Here is a 16,137-nt window from a genome sequence, read left to right on the forward strand (position 1 = left end):
GCTGGTCCAGGCGCCATGCTGAAGGATCGCTTGGAGCAGATCCGGAATGCCGGCAGCCGTCGCGGACGTCTCGCCCACCGACCAGGCGTCGCCCATTGCGAGCAGCTGCTGCGGATCCGGACTGCCGCGACCGTGGCGCCGATCAAGCGAGCTGAACACGACGCCAGGATGAACGACGCTTGGTGCATATCCGGATCGCCGGCAGCCGGCCGCGGATGTCCTGCCTTCCGCTCGGTCGTCGCTCTGTGAACAGCTGCAGCGGATCCGGATCACTGTCAGCCGCTGCGGGCGTCCCTCCTGCCTCTCTGAGCACCGCCAGCGCCAGTGTCCCTCCTGCCTCTCTGTACGGCCGACTGGATTAGGCATAGCAGCATGTCCGACCATCTTTGCGCCAGTGTCCTTCCTGCCTCTTTGTGCGGCCGCCTGGATGAGCCATAGCAGCAGATCCAGCCCCTTCATGCGCCGGCGTCCTCCTGCCTCTCTGTGCACCGCCAGGACGAGCCATAGCAGCAGATCCGGCACATCCTTGCGCCGGCGTCCCTCCTGCCTCTCTGAGCTCCGCCTGGACGAGCCATAGCAGCAGATCCGGCACATCCTTGCGCCAGCGTCCCTCCTGCCTCTCTGAGCTCTGCCTGGATGAGCCATAGCAGCAGATCCGGCCCCATCCTTGCGCCGGCGTCCCTCCTGCCTCTCTGCGCGACGCCTGGACGAGCCGTAGCAGCATTCGAATCACCGTATGCAGGCTGATTTTCAAACATAAGGCTGCCAAAACGGCAATGTTATGGTTGATTTTCAGTTTACCGCGTAGCATCAAGGGTTTTCCCCTCAACATCAGCTAGAAAAAAAGATAAAAACAGCTCAATAATGAAACGTTTTATCGAATGCGGATTAAGTTTTTTGAATTATATCCGATAAAGGATTTTACATTCACTCCTGGGTAAATCTATAATATCCTAAATAGGATTCTTCTTCTGTTAATCTATCCGTTAAAGGATATGGAGGGGTGAATAGTGGATTATATTACGAGAAGTTACGTGGAACGGGTGGAAAGCCTGGAGAAGTTGAAAGCGGATCTGCTACCTTTGGTTGGGGATGATATCTTAGCGAAGTCCTTTGTTTCGCAGGTAGAAAGCGAAATCGCTCAGTATGGAATTAAGCTTAGCAGATTACAGAGTAAAAGTTTGGATGCCTTGAAGTGTATACAATGCAGTCGTTTCGAGGATAAGAATAATTGCAAAACGATTCGACTAGGGGTTCATATTTGTGCACTTTGCATGCGAACGATATCTGAAATGCTGGTTGCAAGTGAGTTTGAGGAAAAGTATGAAATTCCTGAAGGTACTATCAAGCAACATGCCACAAGCCCGGCAGACCCGTTATCCGCTTTTAAGGAAGCAGGAATGCTTCGTAAATCGGGCCGGAATTGGCTTATACATCGTCTATTGTGGGACCTTTTCTATGCAGAAAAGTATTCCCATAAAGCGAAACTTCCAAAATAGCTAAAAAGCCACGCTTTTCCTAAGGAGGAACAGCGCGGCTTTTTCTTTTAGCTATGATTCAAAGTGGATTGTCTTAAATTTTTTAATCGGTTAAGGTCCGGCTTCTTTTCTGTATTTGAATCCTCCGTTGCAACTTTTACCGGCATAACTTCAGGAGCGACAGATTCAGGTAGTTCTTGATTGATTGGAAGTCCACTTGTCGAAATCAAACCGGAAGAAATCAAGGTTTCGAGAGCCTGGTAGAGTTTAGCCCTATCAGCATCGATTGCTATTTTCTTGCCGGTCAATACGGATAGTCCAATTTCGGTAGCTTGTCGCAGTTTCTCCTGGCGCTTCCCATCTGCCTCGTGATCCTGCCACCATTTTTCGATTTCAGGATTCGCAAGTAGTTGTATTCGAGCCATTTAGATCATCCCTTTGCGCTGGCAGCTTCATTTTGATTGGGCAGTACGAAGAATTTACCGAATTTATACATGCCGCGAACTGGGGCAAACTGCGGATCTTCCGGAATTTGAACCCGTTTATTGTTCCATTCCCGGAACAGGTCGCCCCATTCTTCGATCGGTCCTCCGACGACAACAATACGTGCAAACAAATCAGGATCATCGATAATTCCGTTCAGTTCTGAGAGTAGGTCTGCAAATACCCCTTTTACGGCTTGATTATAAATGTCGTTGAAGCCTGGCACAACGTCATTGACGTATTTGAATGTCTTTGTTTGTTTATCTCGTTGTGCCTCTAACTGGAGCGCTACGTCTTGCACATCGATCGGCTTTTGAAGCGTTGAGGCCAACCAGGATGCGCATCGTTTGTATACATCCAAGAATGAGGTCAGAAGGGTCTCTTTAGGCATTTTTATGTACTCCATGTTGCTGTACCGGCTAAGGTCGGTTGTCCCGTATCCTGCATTGATTACCAGGATATCCTCGTCCATGATCTTCTCGTCTGCTACATTGCCGTTTTCGTCGAAGTAAAGATCGTAGAGAATTGCTTCAGTTTCACTCATTGGTTCGTACTGAACCACGTTTATTACTTTTCGTTCGCCGTTTACTTCGACTTTATGCAAGTCGTTTAGCACTTTACTGAGCTGGTTCCGTACGTTCTCGTTATGAAAATCGTTCGCAGGTGTCGATGTGATTAATAGAATCGGAATCATATCAGGTGCGCCTTCTAAGGCTTTGGCTAGGCCGATTTTTGCATATACTGCGAACATTGGCTGAGAGTAACGGCTAAGGCTGTTTCGGGAGTGAAGTGGAATAGGGTCAAGTTTATTCTCTTGGATTGCCTTATAGCCAGCAACCCAGAGTTGGGGATCCTGTTCTACTCGATAAGACATTCCCTCGGATTGTCGGGACATTCTGCTTTTCGTTGTCGGCTTTTCGTACCGACCTAACACTGCCTCCGTGTAAGCGCGTTTTACAAAGTCTGAAGTGATCTTGTTTCCACCATTCCCCGGATCCATTGCCACTACATAAACGGGTACAACATTCTTCTTCGTCACTCGAACCCCTCCACTACACATTATTCTCGAATTATTACACAACCCGATCATACCACGACTTCATAGATTGTGCAATATGATAGAGAAAGTGTGTAATAACACAAAATTCGACAACGAAAGTGTGTAATATGTGGCCGTTAATGTGTAATAACCAATACACAATCATTACACACAATACACAATCGTTACACACTCGATGGGGCCGACCGTGATATGAAAGCAGCCAATCTGGTAGCGAAGTACATAGAAGTAAGAAAGTCACTTAAATGAGAATAAATGCGCACGATCGTGCGCGTTTTTATTGTGATCAATACTAAGGACTCATACTCACATTTGTATCTAAAAATGAAATTAAGGCTGCAAGACTAGTAAATTATGAACAAAAAATGTGTCGGAAATATTTAAAAATTAGAAAACGTTGATTTTGCGCGGTTTTCTTGATGCAAACTACCCATTAATTCATTTTTGTGAAGTGTTAGTTTTTGTCGTCATTTGGAACATTTTATGTGATACAATGACATTAGAACCACGCGAAAGGCCCGGTGATATAGTGATTGAGTCCTTTGCAATATACCTCAAGTCTCATGGAAAAACAGAAGCGACTATAACAACTTATATGCGCACTATAGAACGCTTCATTTCTAGTAATTATGGCACTGTTAATCCGGATGAATTCGCCGGCAATTATCAAAAGTGGATTCAGAACGATAGGTCTGGAAGTGGCAATTCAACGAAAGGTGTACACAAGGCAGCTGGACAAGCATTCTCGCGTTATTTAACCGGCAATGACAAGAAGATTAACTTCATACCGCAACATCCCAATGTTACCGTCGCTGCGACACCATGGCTTACACATGAGCAGTTTTCACAGTTGCTGGCCACTATGAAAAGCATATCTGGTCGGGCTGATCTGTATCGCAGAGACGTAACGATCATTGAAACCTTCGTTTACACCGGTTTTAAGGTATCCCAGGTAAGTCAGTTAAATGTTGGTGATGTGAATTTTCGACGGAATGCGATTTGGAACGGGAGCCAATGGATGCCTATGGCCGACTCACTTCGAGAATCACTGAAGCTTTGGATCGCCCACCGGCGTGATTTGAGGAAGTTAAATGATGCGGAGAAAAGAGAGGCGCCATTATTCGTGTCGCGTAATGGCTTGCGGATGGGAAGGCGTACGATCTCGTTGATGATCGAGTCGTATTATTTGCCTGGTCTTAAAATTACACCTGAAATACTGAGGCACACGTTCGCCAAGTGGCTGCTGAAGGCGACGAATAACGATACACAGTTTGTTCTTTCCATGCTGGGCACAGCCCAGTCGAAATATGTGCAACCCGAAACGATGATAAATCCTTGGCAGCTGCGAGAGCTGCCAATAAATGCAGGAAGGAGCTAAACATGAGAATTCGAAGACTGGTAAGCATCGTAGTTTATATCCTATTGTTTTTTGGCTGTATTGCAGGATTAAACGTGTTGACCGGTGGGTTTCGGTCGGATCCGGAAACAAACATCCCAGATTACCATGCTATGCAAATGGAGGCTGAGCACTTCTCCAGGCTCTACCTGGATTGGGACAAGCCATTAGACCAAAGGCAAAAGGAAATGGGGGAAATTGCGCCTAGTGTCGTCCCTTACTTAGTTTCGGGTAAACAGTCGGTTGAGTATGTGGAGTCAGGCACGCCCTACTTCTCAGGCAATCGAGCCTATGTCGATGTAACGGCAATTACGCGAATTGTTGCGAAAGTGGAAGAGAAAGAAGAGGAGGTGAGTCGAAGATACAAGCTGACAGTATTCTTTGTGCCTGCTGGTGGTGGCGAATACGTAGTTGAACGCATGCCGCTGCAAACGATCTTACCGGCTACGGGTGATCCAAGGCCAGTCATGGACAAAATGCAAGAAACAGCCGCCTCAAGCATTAAACCAACCCTACAAGTCTTTTTGCCGGCATTACTAAGCGGAGACTTGCGGAGTGTTCAAACGCTTCTAAAACCTGATTCTCAGATTGTGGCGTACAAAGGCGAATATGAGTTTTTATCGATTCAGGACGTTCGGATCCGGGAGCCGAGCAATGTAGATTTGGCAGACTACGCTGTTGATATCGTAATGAAGGTGAATGACGTACAGATAGGGCAAGAAACATCATTGCAGGTTTACTTGTGGGTGAAGCAAGAGGGTGAAAAATATTACGTTGTGAGGGCAAATGTATGAACCATAAGGTGCATCACCTTGCAGGCATAGTAATCGCTCAGGGGGCCTTGCTCTACCATCACGTGCCGGCATTCTCTTTCCAGACCATAGGGGTTATGATGTGCGGTTATGGCGCGGCTATGTTTCCTGACTTGGACAAACCAGGATCCTACTTTACGCAACATCAGCCATTCCGTGCATTCTCGGAAGGTTTGAGCCGTGTGGGTGTCCCTCATCGAGGCCCTACCCACTCCATTCCAGCACTAATTCTGTTCTATCTGCTGTTCCAATATGTGATACCGCTGCCGGACGTCTATGTCTGGGCCATTATACTTGGCTATGCCTCGCATATATTTTTGGATTTGTTTAATGCAGCTGGGGTCATGCTCCTCTACCCGTGGAAGTTAGATTTTAAATTGCTCCCTTCCTTCATGGCCGTCTCTTCGGATGACCATAGTATTGGACAAACACTCATTCATGCAGTGCTGTCTATATCGTTCTACGGGCTTCTGATCAACACGATGCTAGACGTTTTCTCGCATTCTCCAATCATAGGTGAGCCAATTGGAAGGCTTCACCATTGGCTCGTGCAACACACATCAACTATATGGAAACCAGTTGTCCGCGCTGTTCATGCTTCAGTGAACGGCACTAATACAGTATTGAATTTTCCAAAACACATATTCGGGAGGAATTAACGATGGGAAGCTGGTCATATCAACTTACTGGAATTGTGATCATCGACAACGTGTTTACAATTATTATGAAAATTATTTTTATGGTTGTCTGCGTCGTCATGGCAGTCCGGGCAACAAAAAATTACAGCCAAGGCCAAATGGGGCAAATGATCATTACAGCTGGAGTCGGCGTGGTGTTGTTAGCTGCGTTTATCGGGTTTACAAATATCGCGAATGCTGCGAATTCACTCACTGGATTGTTTGATCTTAAAGGCGGCGGCTCATCTGGCGGAAGTGGTAAATAAGTTATGGCCTATCGCACATACAAAGAGATTTTCCGTGTGAGGGCGGAAGTTTCGTCGCTAGGCACAGGTGTTCATCGAGTCGTGCTCCCGGAGTGGTGCACGATCACATTGGATGTGGTAATCATCATCGCACTCTCTCTGCCAATAACGGTATTCATCATTGCACCTTTACCCAATTTGTTCATCAGCGCATTTCTGCACATCGAAAATCCAATATTGAAATGGATAGAAGGGTTCCTTATGTCTGCTGCTTTGGCTTTTTGGTTGCACAAAAAAGAAGCTGCAGGGAAAACACCGCTTCAATACTTGGGGACACTTGTTGGCTTCATCCTGCGATCAACAGTTAACAGCTGGCATGATGGTTGGGATACTACACGAATTGAACTCCAAACGCACAAAAATGTACAAATCAGAACGTATAGGTTCGATGAGCGGGAATGCGGATCGCTACCAGCGGTAGGCGTGGGGGTGAAGCGATTTACCCTCACGAGTGCGGCGGCTGTAAAGGTAAGAGGGGACAAGATCTTATTTACGAAGTCTGGGAAGCGATTAGAACCAGGAGAGTATCAAGTTGAAGGCAAAAAGATTGTCCCAGTACAGACGGAAGCCCGTAGACAGCCGCCATCATTACGCGATGAGGAGGACCTGGATTGATCCCAATATCTTTATTACAAGGGAATGTTGTCTTCGATGACACAGGGGCTCCCTACGCGGTTTACATCATTGAGCCCGTCCCCTATGCATTTCAGAATAAGAATATCAAGATTGGGGCGATTGAAGAGGTCGCTAAGGCGCTATACGGCATCGTAGGAGAGATGTATGTCTATTTGCTTGCCAAACAGTATTCGGCCGATCAGGTGGCAGAGCAGATGATGGAGTTTTCTAGTTCCCCTGGTTGGGTAAGACAAGTAGGATATGCACGCGAGCACCTGGAGAAAGAGCTGCCATATCACCGGGTTAATTATGTCGTTCTGCCGCTAAAAAAGCGGATGTCCATCTATTACGACCAGGACAAGATACGTTATATCAAAGAAGTGGGTATGAACGCTTGGCAAGGCATTAGGGACGTTGCTGAACGTCTTATGCGACCGGTCTTTGGTCGTGATTTGATGTATACAATGCAATTTTTAGAGTCGATGCAGGAGCAATCCGATGAAATGTTGGATAAGTTGTCGGGGTTTAAACGTGTCCGAAAGGCCACGATGCGCGAGTGCGAATGGTGGCTGAAAAAGGGGTATCATCGCGGTATTTCGGATCCGGAGTTACTACTACCGGATCCGTTCCCGACACAAGTGCGAACTGGGCAGGATGAAGTGAGAAGGGTTTTGCCGATCAAAGCGTCACTTGTTACGTTGTCCAAACTAACAAAAGAGCATTTGGATTATATGGCGACGCTAACGGACGAGGGCACTGCTTACCATTCTTATATGCCGATCCTATCCGTTCCGCCTGACATCGACGAACATGATCCAACCGGGTATGAGTGGATTTACGGCACTGTCGAAAAACTCGATTTCCCAGTCGACACAGCATTGAAAATAACGCTCGAAGCGCATGAGGATGCAAAGAAGAAAGTAAAGAGAAGGCGAAAAGTCGTTTGGCAGCAAGTAAAAGAATGGGTGGGGGGCAAGCAAGAAGTTCCCGAGGAAATCATCGAGGATCTTGATGGCATAAACGATGTGCTACGGAAGTTCCGGCAAACCAAAATGCCTCTTGTATATATGACCGGTGTATTTGCTATAGGCGCTTCGTCACCAGAGCAATTACGATCCCGGAAAAAGAAGCTTGCTGAAGAAGCGGATAAGCTAGATGTCATCGTGGCTAATTCCCCGGGAGACCAACAAAAAATGTTCCAGCATTTTTACCCGTTCGCGAAAAAGTCACTCCCGCAGCGCTGGGAGATTCCAATGGAGCCCGGAACCATTGGTGCCGGTGTACCCTTCGGCGTACGAAAGCTGGGAGATCCGACCGGGTTCTATTTAGGAGAAATGCTAGGAACGCGCCGCCCGGTCTTTATGAATCCGAAACGGCCGGCAATGGATAAGTCGCTGAACCGCGCATCTACGATTCTCATTGTGGGCGTCCCCGGATCGGGAAAAACGGCGACAGCTAAATATATCATTGACATGATGGTTGAATGGGGCGCTTACGGCTATATTGAAGATCCTAAAGGGGATTTTGATCGGTTCTTCGAACATCCGACTATCTCAAAAGAGGGACGTATGGTTTCCTTTACGCCAGGATCCGCAACAAGATTTACCCCATTTCGACTTTCTAAAGATGAGAGTCAACGAGTTAGTGCGGCAACGACCATTATGGAGCTCATGCTTAATCCAAATGGATCGGCGACAAACGAGGTGCGGGGTTTTGTAATTGACGAGGCATTGGTTCGCCTTTACCGCGGTGAAAAATGGGATATGAATCATTTTGAGGTTGAGATGGAGTGGATTTCGGAAAATCACCCAAAAGACACTCATAAATATGAGGCCGAAATGTGCCTCGGTCACATAAAAAAGTTTCGTCACAATCTCATTGGCTCTTTGATGTATGGCGATGACACAGGCGAATCTCTGTTTGATCGTAAGGTTCTTATCGCGATAACGCGGGGGCTTGTAATTCCTGACCGGCGAAAGAAGTCTGTTGCTGAGTGGAGCGATGATGAACGAATCTCCGCTGCATTGAAGTATGCAACTTCATCACTTGGACTAGAGCAGCTTATGAGCCTTCCACCCTATGTGCTGAAATTTTTGGACCTTGAAGAATACTGGATTCTTAAATCATTCCCAGGTGGGAAGGCGCTTGTAGAGAAAGCAATTCGGTTTTCTCGGTTCACCAATATGACCGTAATTCTATCAACGCAAAATCCAACCGATCCAGAAGAAGATGAGTCGGACGACTCGGATGATGTTACTGGACTTTTCAGTTGGAAAATTATCTTGCGCCTGGATTCCCAAGATCAAGTGGCGTCCGCATTAAAGTTGATGGGCATGACTGAGGAGCGAGCAAAGGATTGGGTACAGCAGTTTAGCGTTGTGTACAAAAACGGTATTGGTTTGGTAAAGGATCCGGAAGGAAACATAGGTGAAATACGAGTGCGTCCACTGGATCCGGAACTCATGTACTATCTGGAGTCAACACCTGAAGAGCAAAAGAAAGACGGAGGAGGTAGGAGCGCATGAAGAAAGGGGTAAAACGGCTTGGGATAGCAATGCTCGTCATTGCGTTCCTGGCCGTTTCCTCTGTGGCTTTCGCTGCAGCTACGCAACAGCCGGGGACAGTCATCAAGCCGGATTATACAACATTTAGTTTATTTCCTCCCATTGAGGGATTCGACTATCCCCCCGTTCACTTTTACGTTTGGGGGACGGGTGGGCTTTTCAGCAATCCGATCAGCATGGTTGCGTCCTGGATTCTGATGCTGGGGACTGTGCTTTTGCGGCTTGGGATTATGCTGCTTGATTTAGGCATGCATCCAACCTTTCTGAATGCGCCGATCGAAAAAATCGCTGAACGAATGCAAGAGAAGGGCTGGCCATTCGTGCATCTGATGATGCCGATCATAGTTCTGGGCGCATTTTTTATATTCGCTAAGGACTATATAAAGGGGGCGGTTGGCACTTCCGTCAGACGTTTTGTGATCATCGGTATCACACTTGCAATTATCGGCATTTCTTTTGCGGCGCCAACAACAACCGTTGTTAAGACGCTTACGGCCGTTGGTGAATTCGGTAATTGGATTGCAACAAAGGTCGTTCTCGTGTTTGCGGACGAAGAGAACAAAGCGCCTGGCACGCCCGCTAGTACGCGGGATTCCTCGAATCGGTATCTGTATGAGGAATCCTGGGAGCTCCTTGTCTACCAGCCTTATGCGATTGGGCAAATTGCTGATGCCAACATCAAAATAACAAAAGACGAAATCGAAAAAGTGAATAAAATCATCTCCCCTTACCAGGCTGTGGCCGGCCAAAGATGGGGCGATGTTATGCTCTGGTTCTCTTCCAAGTCGGATGAACGTGAGGATTTACTAGATTATTATGCCGAGCGATATGAGTCCAATTATGACTTTGCGGATGATGGTTTTTTTCGATGTCTCATTGCGCTGTTTCAAGTCATCGTTGCAATTTTTGCACTACTTTTCTTTGCAATAATCGGTGCCATATTGATTTGTCTGGGGGTATATTTACTCGGGCTGTTGGTAGCTGCCATCATTGTCCTACCCCTTAGTCTAATTCCTAGCCAAGACATCGCGGTACTGAGGTATCTGACAAGAATCGCGGGCATTTTCATGGCCATTATTTTTATTAACTTGTATGTTGCGGTTGTTTTCATCGTCAGTCATCTTATTACGGCAAACGATGGATCCTCAAAATACAGTTTTCTCGGGGGAATGTTCCTCCTGGCGCTCGTCTTTATCGCGGCGACCGTGATGTTCTTTGTCATCCTTATGAAGATGCAAGGTGTTGGGGCACTCAAGCCAATGAATGACGTCATGAACCCGATTGCCAGAAGGGGACAACGCATGTTTGATCGGGTAAAAAGGCGCCGGAAACGGAATAAGGGTCGCTATGCCGATGAAGACGACGATGATGATGAGTACGACGACGAGGATGAGGAAGAAGACGATCGTCCTTCGCGTGGCTCTAGCTCACGGCAATCGAGGAATCGAGGCCGTAACGATCGGGCAGATGCGCCGGCTGCAAATGATTCCGATTCGGGTAGACGTTCTTCCGGTACACGTGGCGATCGGGCCAATCCACCTGCTGAACAGATGGCTGCAAGGGAGACAAAAGAAAGACGTAAAGACATGCCGGTAAAGCTCGCGCTCCAACACAATGGGGGAGAGAACGAACGGCCAGAGAATAGCTCGCGGGATAGAGCTGGAGCCTCTGTTGAGAGTGCTGGGGGGCCGGTGGGACGTGTAGAAACCAAGCCAGTTGAACCTGCAGGCAGCAGTGCTCCAGCCAAAAGAAATACAGATCGATATGCCGGGTCCGGTAACGAGCAATCAGAGGCTTCTGCGCAAGGCGGTTTGAGTGGAGGAATGAATTCGCGAGAAGCTGAGAGAGAGCAGCACGGGTCAACGGAGGCAAACGTAACAGCCAAGCCTGCGACAGCTGATCGGGTGGATGCCAATCCTGACACTTCAAAGGGCTTCGAATCTAAGGTTGCAGCTGAAGCCATTGCAGCTGCGGCAAATTCCCCTTCAGTGAGAATCGCTTTAGCAGAATCTGAACAAAATGCGATCCACAAAGCTAGAGAAATAGAACGCGTAGAGCGTCTTTATGGAGACCAGGAAGGGGAGTCTACAAGAACTAAGGGTAATCCTTCTGAACCGGTAACGGCTATCCAGGCGTCTGACGGTGGGGGCAAAAAAGAACTTAGTAAGGATCGAGTAGACAGCTCGGTCGAAGCTAAGGTTCGGAATCCAGAGGGAGGATCCCAAAAAGAGGCCAGCAACGATCGAGGAAAGAGCTCAAGCGATCAGTCCCAATCGGGAACGTCGAAAGTGTCGTCATCCGCATCTGAGGAGCTTGAAAACCAAAACGAGGTTGCTGCAACCACAGAGACACCGCGGGTGACCTCCACAACCAAGGAAGCGCCTGGAGGGGATGTACAAGTCCGGAACAACTCTAGCAGACCGTCAGATGCCTCTCAGAGCCCCACAGTGCCTACGGGAGGTAGTCACGGCGTAGAGAGCAGGCACGTGCAAGGCGGGCCTCAAATTCAGCCAGAAGGAACCCCAGGGCAGGCGGCGCAACCAGTGGGGAAGGAACCAACAGTTTCTAATGCGAAAACTGACGAGGATTCTGCTGGAATCCCTCAAGGAACTCCGGGAGGCAGAGCTGGCGTCTCGCGACGCCAAAAAGCGGAGAAAAAATCGGAAGCCGGTACAGGAGCCAAGACGCCAAAGACCGGAGTGAACAACAAAAAACAAACTAGCGATAAGACATAGGGGGTGCGGTTGTGCCAGCTGAAACTCAACCACGATTTAGCAATTGTCGGATTTGCAATCGCAAATTGACTAACGCACGCTCGGTTAGTGTTTCGATGGGCCCGGTATGCGCACGGCGATTCGGGGCCATTTTCGAAGAGGCACTGGCGTACGCGCGGACGATCGGCCGGCAGCTGGATACTGGAACGTTAGAAAATCAGATGATCCTTGCATCCCAGCAAGCTTATCGGGAGCGCATAAGTAGGTCACGTCGCGGTGCTGCACCAGTTGATGCAGTGCCGCCGGTACCAGAGGATCGTACTGTTCAAATGTGGTCGGCTACTCGTGGCCGGGAAGAGCAGATGCGGGTCGAGTTTTCAGATGCTCATCGCGCTCGGATTACTTCGGAGTCGGGACATACGTACGACGTTACAGATACATCCTGCAGCTGCCCGCATCATCGTAATCGGTTGCAGGGTACCGAACAAACCTGCCGACACATCGACGCCCTACGGCTTGCACGTGGCAGGACGCAGGAGCCGGCACCGGCAGCTGCAGCCGAAACAGATCGTGTTGAACCGGTTATTATTCAAGCAGTTGATCGTGCTCTCCATGAGCGTGTAACCCAGCGCTTTGCAGATATCAATTGGGTAGAAGAAGAAGCGCGTGAGGGCGTGCTAAACGTCTGGAGAGAAAACCGCGCTTTCGATGGCGTGTACATGTCCGAAGACGATGAGGCATGGCAGCAACTGCAGGAGCAGGCACAGGGGGATTGGGAATACCAGTACGAAAACGTACTTGGTGGTACTGGAAACTCGTTTGGTATGGAAATAGAGTTCGAACTTCCGAGAAATGTAAGCTACGACCATGTAGCCCAGGCTCTTTACAGAGCTGATATCATCGATAGGCCAAATTATTTCGGATATCACGGCGGGGACGGTCGGGTCGGCCCGGGCTACTTCCGCCTAGAAACGGATGGATCTTTATCCCATGGGCTCGAGCTTGTATCCCCAGTCATGTTTGATAACCGTGAATCTTGGGAGAAAATCGAAAAGGCGACGCAGATTCTAAGAGATCTTGGTGCACGTACAAACGATAATACGGGTGGGCATATTCATGTGGGGATTGCGCCACTGGATCATAGAACCTATTCTTGGCAGCGTCTCGCCCGTATTGGGCTTGCCTATGAACACAACATCTATAGAATGGGTGGAGCAGACGCAGATACCTTCGCCCGTAACGGTACACGTGGTGAACATCGGGGATCTGGCTATGCAGCACCTTTTCCGAGTTCTGTAAAACAAATAACTTCTACGTCGAGCGCAGAAAGCGCGCGTGCTGCATTCGGGCAAAGGTATACCATTTTCAACACTACAAATGTAGACGCAAGCAGGAATCGTAAGCCAACAGTGGAAATGCGTTATCCTAACTCGACGCTCAATCCCAAACAGTGGCAAGCACAGATTCAGGTAGCCAATGCTATAGTCCATCAGGCAGCTGTTATTCGAAACGAGTCACCACAGGCGAGATTTACGCCAGGGTTGCTCCAAACTCACAATCAATTGAGGGTATCGGATCGTTGTAATGATCAGATGGAAACGGACCAGTTCCGGAAGTTCCTCGATGTGCTTGGTAATGCCCAGGATCGTCTGGCTGCGACTTGGTTATTCACGCGGGGGCGCGCATGATTGATTTAGTGATTGCAAAATCAAAGTTTTGACAGTATTATTGAAATAGACATAACTAAATCATAGTAATGACAAAACCATACAAATGACTAAATCATAGTAATGACTATGATTTAGTCATATCTAAATCAAACGGGAGGGGATGAAATTGGCGTCTCCACCGCAGCAACCAGACAAGGAAGGAAGAGGGTCAAGATCCATAAAGGGCGGCCACCGGGAAGGATCCGGGCGACCGAACTTAAAGGCTCTTAATCTTGTCGCCTTACAAACCCGAATGTCACTCCCGCAAGATGTTGTGGATTGGCTAGATATGTGCGCAAAACTCCGGGATGGGGAACCTAAGCAGTTCCCGGAACGTCACAGGGTAGATGTATTAAGGGACATCCTGACGGCCATTGCAACATTGCTTCGGTCGAGTGGTTACAGCGATGAGGATCAGGCGGCTCTGACCAAAAGATTGAACGAAGTATTATCTTTGAAAGTGGGGGAGTAGGTCATGGAAAAACTTATTGATCAACGGAGATGGATAGCTCAAGGCGAAACGCCTTCTAAGCGGTATGTCGTTGAATTGTTTGAAGGATCAAGAGGCGAATCAGACATGGCGTTAACGTTGTTTGATTTGCTTTGCGATTCTACTTATTCGGACACGGAAGACCGCGAATCTCAAATATTTGAACTGGCCAAAAAGCTGAAGGATGTTGCATCCCATGACTTAGGTTCCATGGGGATTCGAGCACAGGTTTATTCTGGCGTTGGGCTTTTCTTCGACAACGGTACCTGGCAGCATGCTGATGAAGCTGAAGAGGCTGCAGCCGTGAAATTCACAAACAAAGAGCCGGTGATCCTGGACTTCTGGGATGAATGGACAACGATGGCTAGTCTAATCAACTGCGGTTATTTGAAGTTATACGTAAAAGACGAAAGTCTGACCGCTGCGGAAAGGAAACGTCTGGCCAAAACGCTGACTATTTTCGAGAATATGAATGGTGTGGCCAGTGCAGAGGCGCCGGCAGGGTATTTACAAGTTACACCAGAACAATTCTCGAATGAACCAACTTGGAAACCGAATTACATTCCGCTTGCCCAGCGCAATTAGGTGAATTCTGATGCAACTGAGCAAATGGGAAAGATGGATGACGATATTCGATGAGGACGTCGCCGCTATTGCGATATGCCTAGTCATTCTTACTGCAGCTCCGGCTATTTCTCTTGGGGGCATGTGGAAGTGGTTGTTCTGCATCTTTTGTGCATATATAGCCCTTACGTTTGGCAGGCAAGAGTATTACCGGCATCGTTGTCGAAAGATCGGGCTCAAGTATTATCTAATCGTTCCAAGCCGGTTAATACCCGCCGTTAAGCGAAGGGCACTAAACATTCCTGAAGATGTCCGGATATGTTGGAAAATTCACGTTAACCGTCGGTACCTGAAGAAGTTACATAAGGGACGTGAAGTGCTCAGATTTCGGTGGGATGACATCCGAAATCTAACAAGTCGAGGGTGGAATACAAATACTTTTATGGTGGGCAGCACATATTCTGACTTAGGTAAATTTCGGATGGACGGAATCGAACTGACGGTTTACCAGTTTCCGCTGTTTAGGTATCTCTCTTGGATGATTACTCCGAGAAGAATCATGCAAGAGCAGAAGCAAATTGTTGGAGCTGTTTATACGGATCCTGACAAGATAAAGTGGCAGACATTCACATTCAATTTTAAGCGATAAAGCCTTTTGGATAATTCAATCCGAGGGGCTTTTTTTGTTGCCCTTATAAGAGCTGGTGGACTGAACACGAGGAAGGTCATCGACCGGCGTGTGAGACGGCGTGGTGCCGGCGATCGGGATTCGCTGTAGGAGCTCAGCCTGGCCGACGCACTGCCGGTGGGCGAGACTTCCGCGCCGGCTGCCAGCGATCCGGATCTGCTCAAGCGATCGTTCAGCCTCGCGATCGGCGCCGCGGTCGCCGGCAGTCCGGATCCGCGGCCGCTGTTTGCTATGGGCGACGCCTGGACGATGGGCGAGACGTCCGCGACAGCTGCCGGCAATCTGGATCTGCTCAAAGCGATCGTTCAGCCAGGCGTCGTGTTCAGCTCGCGCGATCGGCGCCGTGGTCGCCGGCAGTCCGGATCCGCTGCAGCTGCATCGCAATGGGCGACGCCTGGACGGTGGGCGGGACGTCCGCGCCGGCTGCCGACGATCCGGATCTGCTCAAAGCGATCGTTCAGCCTGGCGCCTGGTTCAGCTCACGCGATCGGCGCCGCGGTCGCCGGCAGTCCGGATCCGCAGCAGCTGCTCGCTATGGGCGACGCCTGGACGGTTGGGCGAGACGTCCGCGCCGGCTACTGG

The 16,137-nt window shown here is 48.8% G+C and carries 15 protein-coding genes; 11 read left to right on the forward strand and 4 right to left on the reverse strand.

Annotated elements, in window-relative coordinates; translation table 11 throughout:
* On the reverse strand, positions 1-459 hold a 459-nt coding region (locus ACFPOF_RS03410; RefSeq protein ID WP_378129648.1), incomplete at its 3' end, for a hypothetical protein.
* Positions 359-811, reverse strand: a complete 453-nt coding sequence (locus ACFPOF_RS03415) for a hypothetical protein (protein ID WP_378129650.1) — start codon at positions 809-811, stop codon at positions 359-361. The genes ACFPOF_RS03415 and ACFPOF_RS03410, both read right to left, overlap by 101 nt.
* A gap of 199 nt (positions 812-1,010) precedes the next feature.
* Between ACFPOF_RS03415 and ACFPOF_RS03420 the strand changes: the two genes are divergently transcribed.
* Complete coding sequence (locus ACFPOF_RS03420) at positions 1,011-1,499, forward strand: hypothetical protein (protein WP_378129652.1); 489 nt, start codon at positions 1,011-1,013, stop codon at positions 1,497-1,499.
* Positions 1,500-1,546: 47 nt separating this feature from the next.
* On the opposite strand, the gene ACFPOF_RS03425 is transcribed toward ACFPOF_RS03420, so the two are convergent.
* Both ACFPOF_RS03425 and ACFPOF_RS03430 read right to left on the reverse strand, forming a co-directional pair.
* Positions 1,547-1,903 carry a hypothetical protein gene (locus ACFPOF_RS03425; RefSeq protein WP_378129654.1) on the reverse strand — a complete coding sequence of 119 codons (357 nt, stop codon included), beginning with the start codon at positions 1,901-1,903 and terminating at the stop codon, positions 1,547-1,549.
* A gap of 5 nt (positions 1,904-1,908) precedes the next feature.
* Positions 1,909-3,000 (reverse strand): ParM/StbA family protein, encoded by a 1,092-nt coding sequence (locus ACFPOF_RS03430; RefSeq protein WP_378129656.1) that lies wholly within the window; start codon positions 2,998-3,000, stop codon positions 1,909-1,911.
* Positions 3,001-3,424: 424 nt separating this feature from the next.
* Between ACFPOF_RS03430 and ACFPOF_RS03435 the strand changes: the two genes are divergently transcribed.
* The 10 genes from ACFPOF_RS03435 to ACFPOF_RS03480 form a co-directional block, all read left to right on the forward strand.
* Entirely contained in the window at positions 3,425-4,399 is a 975-nt protein-coding gene (locus ACFPOF_RS03435) for a tyrosine-type recombinase/integrase (RefSeq protein ID WP_378129658.1), read from the forward strand.
* Between the two features lie 2 nt (positions 4,400-4,401).
* Positions 4,402-5,211 carry a conjugal transfer protein gene (locus ACFPOF_RS03440; protein WP_378129660.1) on the forward strand — a complete coding sequence of 270 codons (810 nt, stop codon included), beginning with the start codon at positions 4,402-4,404 and terminating at the stop codon, positions 5,209-5,211.
* Positions 5,208-5,888 carry a metal-dependent hydrolase gene (locus ACFPOF_RS03445; protein WP_378129662.1) on the forward strand — a complete coding sequence of 227 codons (681 nt, stop codon included), beginning with the start codon at positions 5,208-5,210 and terminating at the stop codon, positions 5,886-5,888. The genes ACFPOF_RS03440 and ACFPOF_RS03445 overlap by 4 nt, the downstream gene beginning before the upstream one ends.
* Before the next feature lie 2 nt (positions 5,889-5,890).
* On the forward strand, positions 5,891-6,172 hold the full coding sequence (locus tag ACFPOF_RS03450; RefSeq protein ID WP_378129663.1) for a hypothetical protein: 282 nt from the start codon (positions 5,891-5,893) through the stop codon (positions 6,170-6,172).
* Positions 6,173-6,175: 3 nt separating this feature from the next.
* On the forward strand, positions 6,176-6,826 hold the full coding sequence (locus tag ACFPOF_RS03455; RefSeq protein WP_378129665.1) for a hypothetical protein: 651 nt from the start codon (positions 6,176-6,178) through the stop codon (positions 6,824-6,826).
* Positions 6,823-9,351, forward strand: coding sequence for an ATP-binding protein (locus ACFPOF_RS03460; RefSeq protein WP_378129667.1), 2,529 nt, complete (start codon positions 6,823-6,825; stop codon positions 9,349-9,351). The genes ACFPOF_RS03455 and ACFPOF_RS03460 overlap by 4 nt, the downstream gene beginning before the upstream one ends.
* A complete protein-coding gene (locus ACFPOF_RS03465) occupies positions 9,348-12,125 on the forward strand; it encodes a hypothetical protein (RefSeq protein ID WP_378129669.1) in 2,778 nt (925 codons plus the stop codon). The genes ACFPOF_RS03460 and ACFPOF_RS03465 overlap by 4 nt, the downstream gene beginning before the upstream one ends.
* Before the next feature lie 11 nt (positions 12,126-12,136).
* Positions 12,137-13,792, forward strand: a complete 1,656-nt coding sequence (locus ACFPOF_RS03470; protein ID WP_378129671.1) for an amidoligase family protein — start codon at positions 12,137-12,139, stop codon at positions 13,790-13,792.
* A gap of 496 nt (positions 13,793-14,288) precedes the next feature.
* A complete protein-coding gene (locus ACFPOF_RS03475) occupies positions 14,289-14,888 on the forward strand; it encodes a hypothetical protein (protein WP_378129673.1) in 600 nt (199 codons plus the stop codon).
* A gap of 784 nt (positions 14,889-15,672) precedes the next feature.
* Positions 15,673-16,137, forward strand: a 465-nt coding sequence (locus ACFPOF_RS03480) for a hypothetical protein (RefSeq protein WP_378129675.1), incomplete at its 3' end; no start/stop codon positions are given.

This window comes from Cohnella soli (assembly GCF_042655525.1).
GTDB classification, from domain to species: Bacteria; Bacillota; Bacilli; order Paenibacillales; family Paenibacillaceae; genus Cohnella; species Cohnella soli.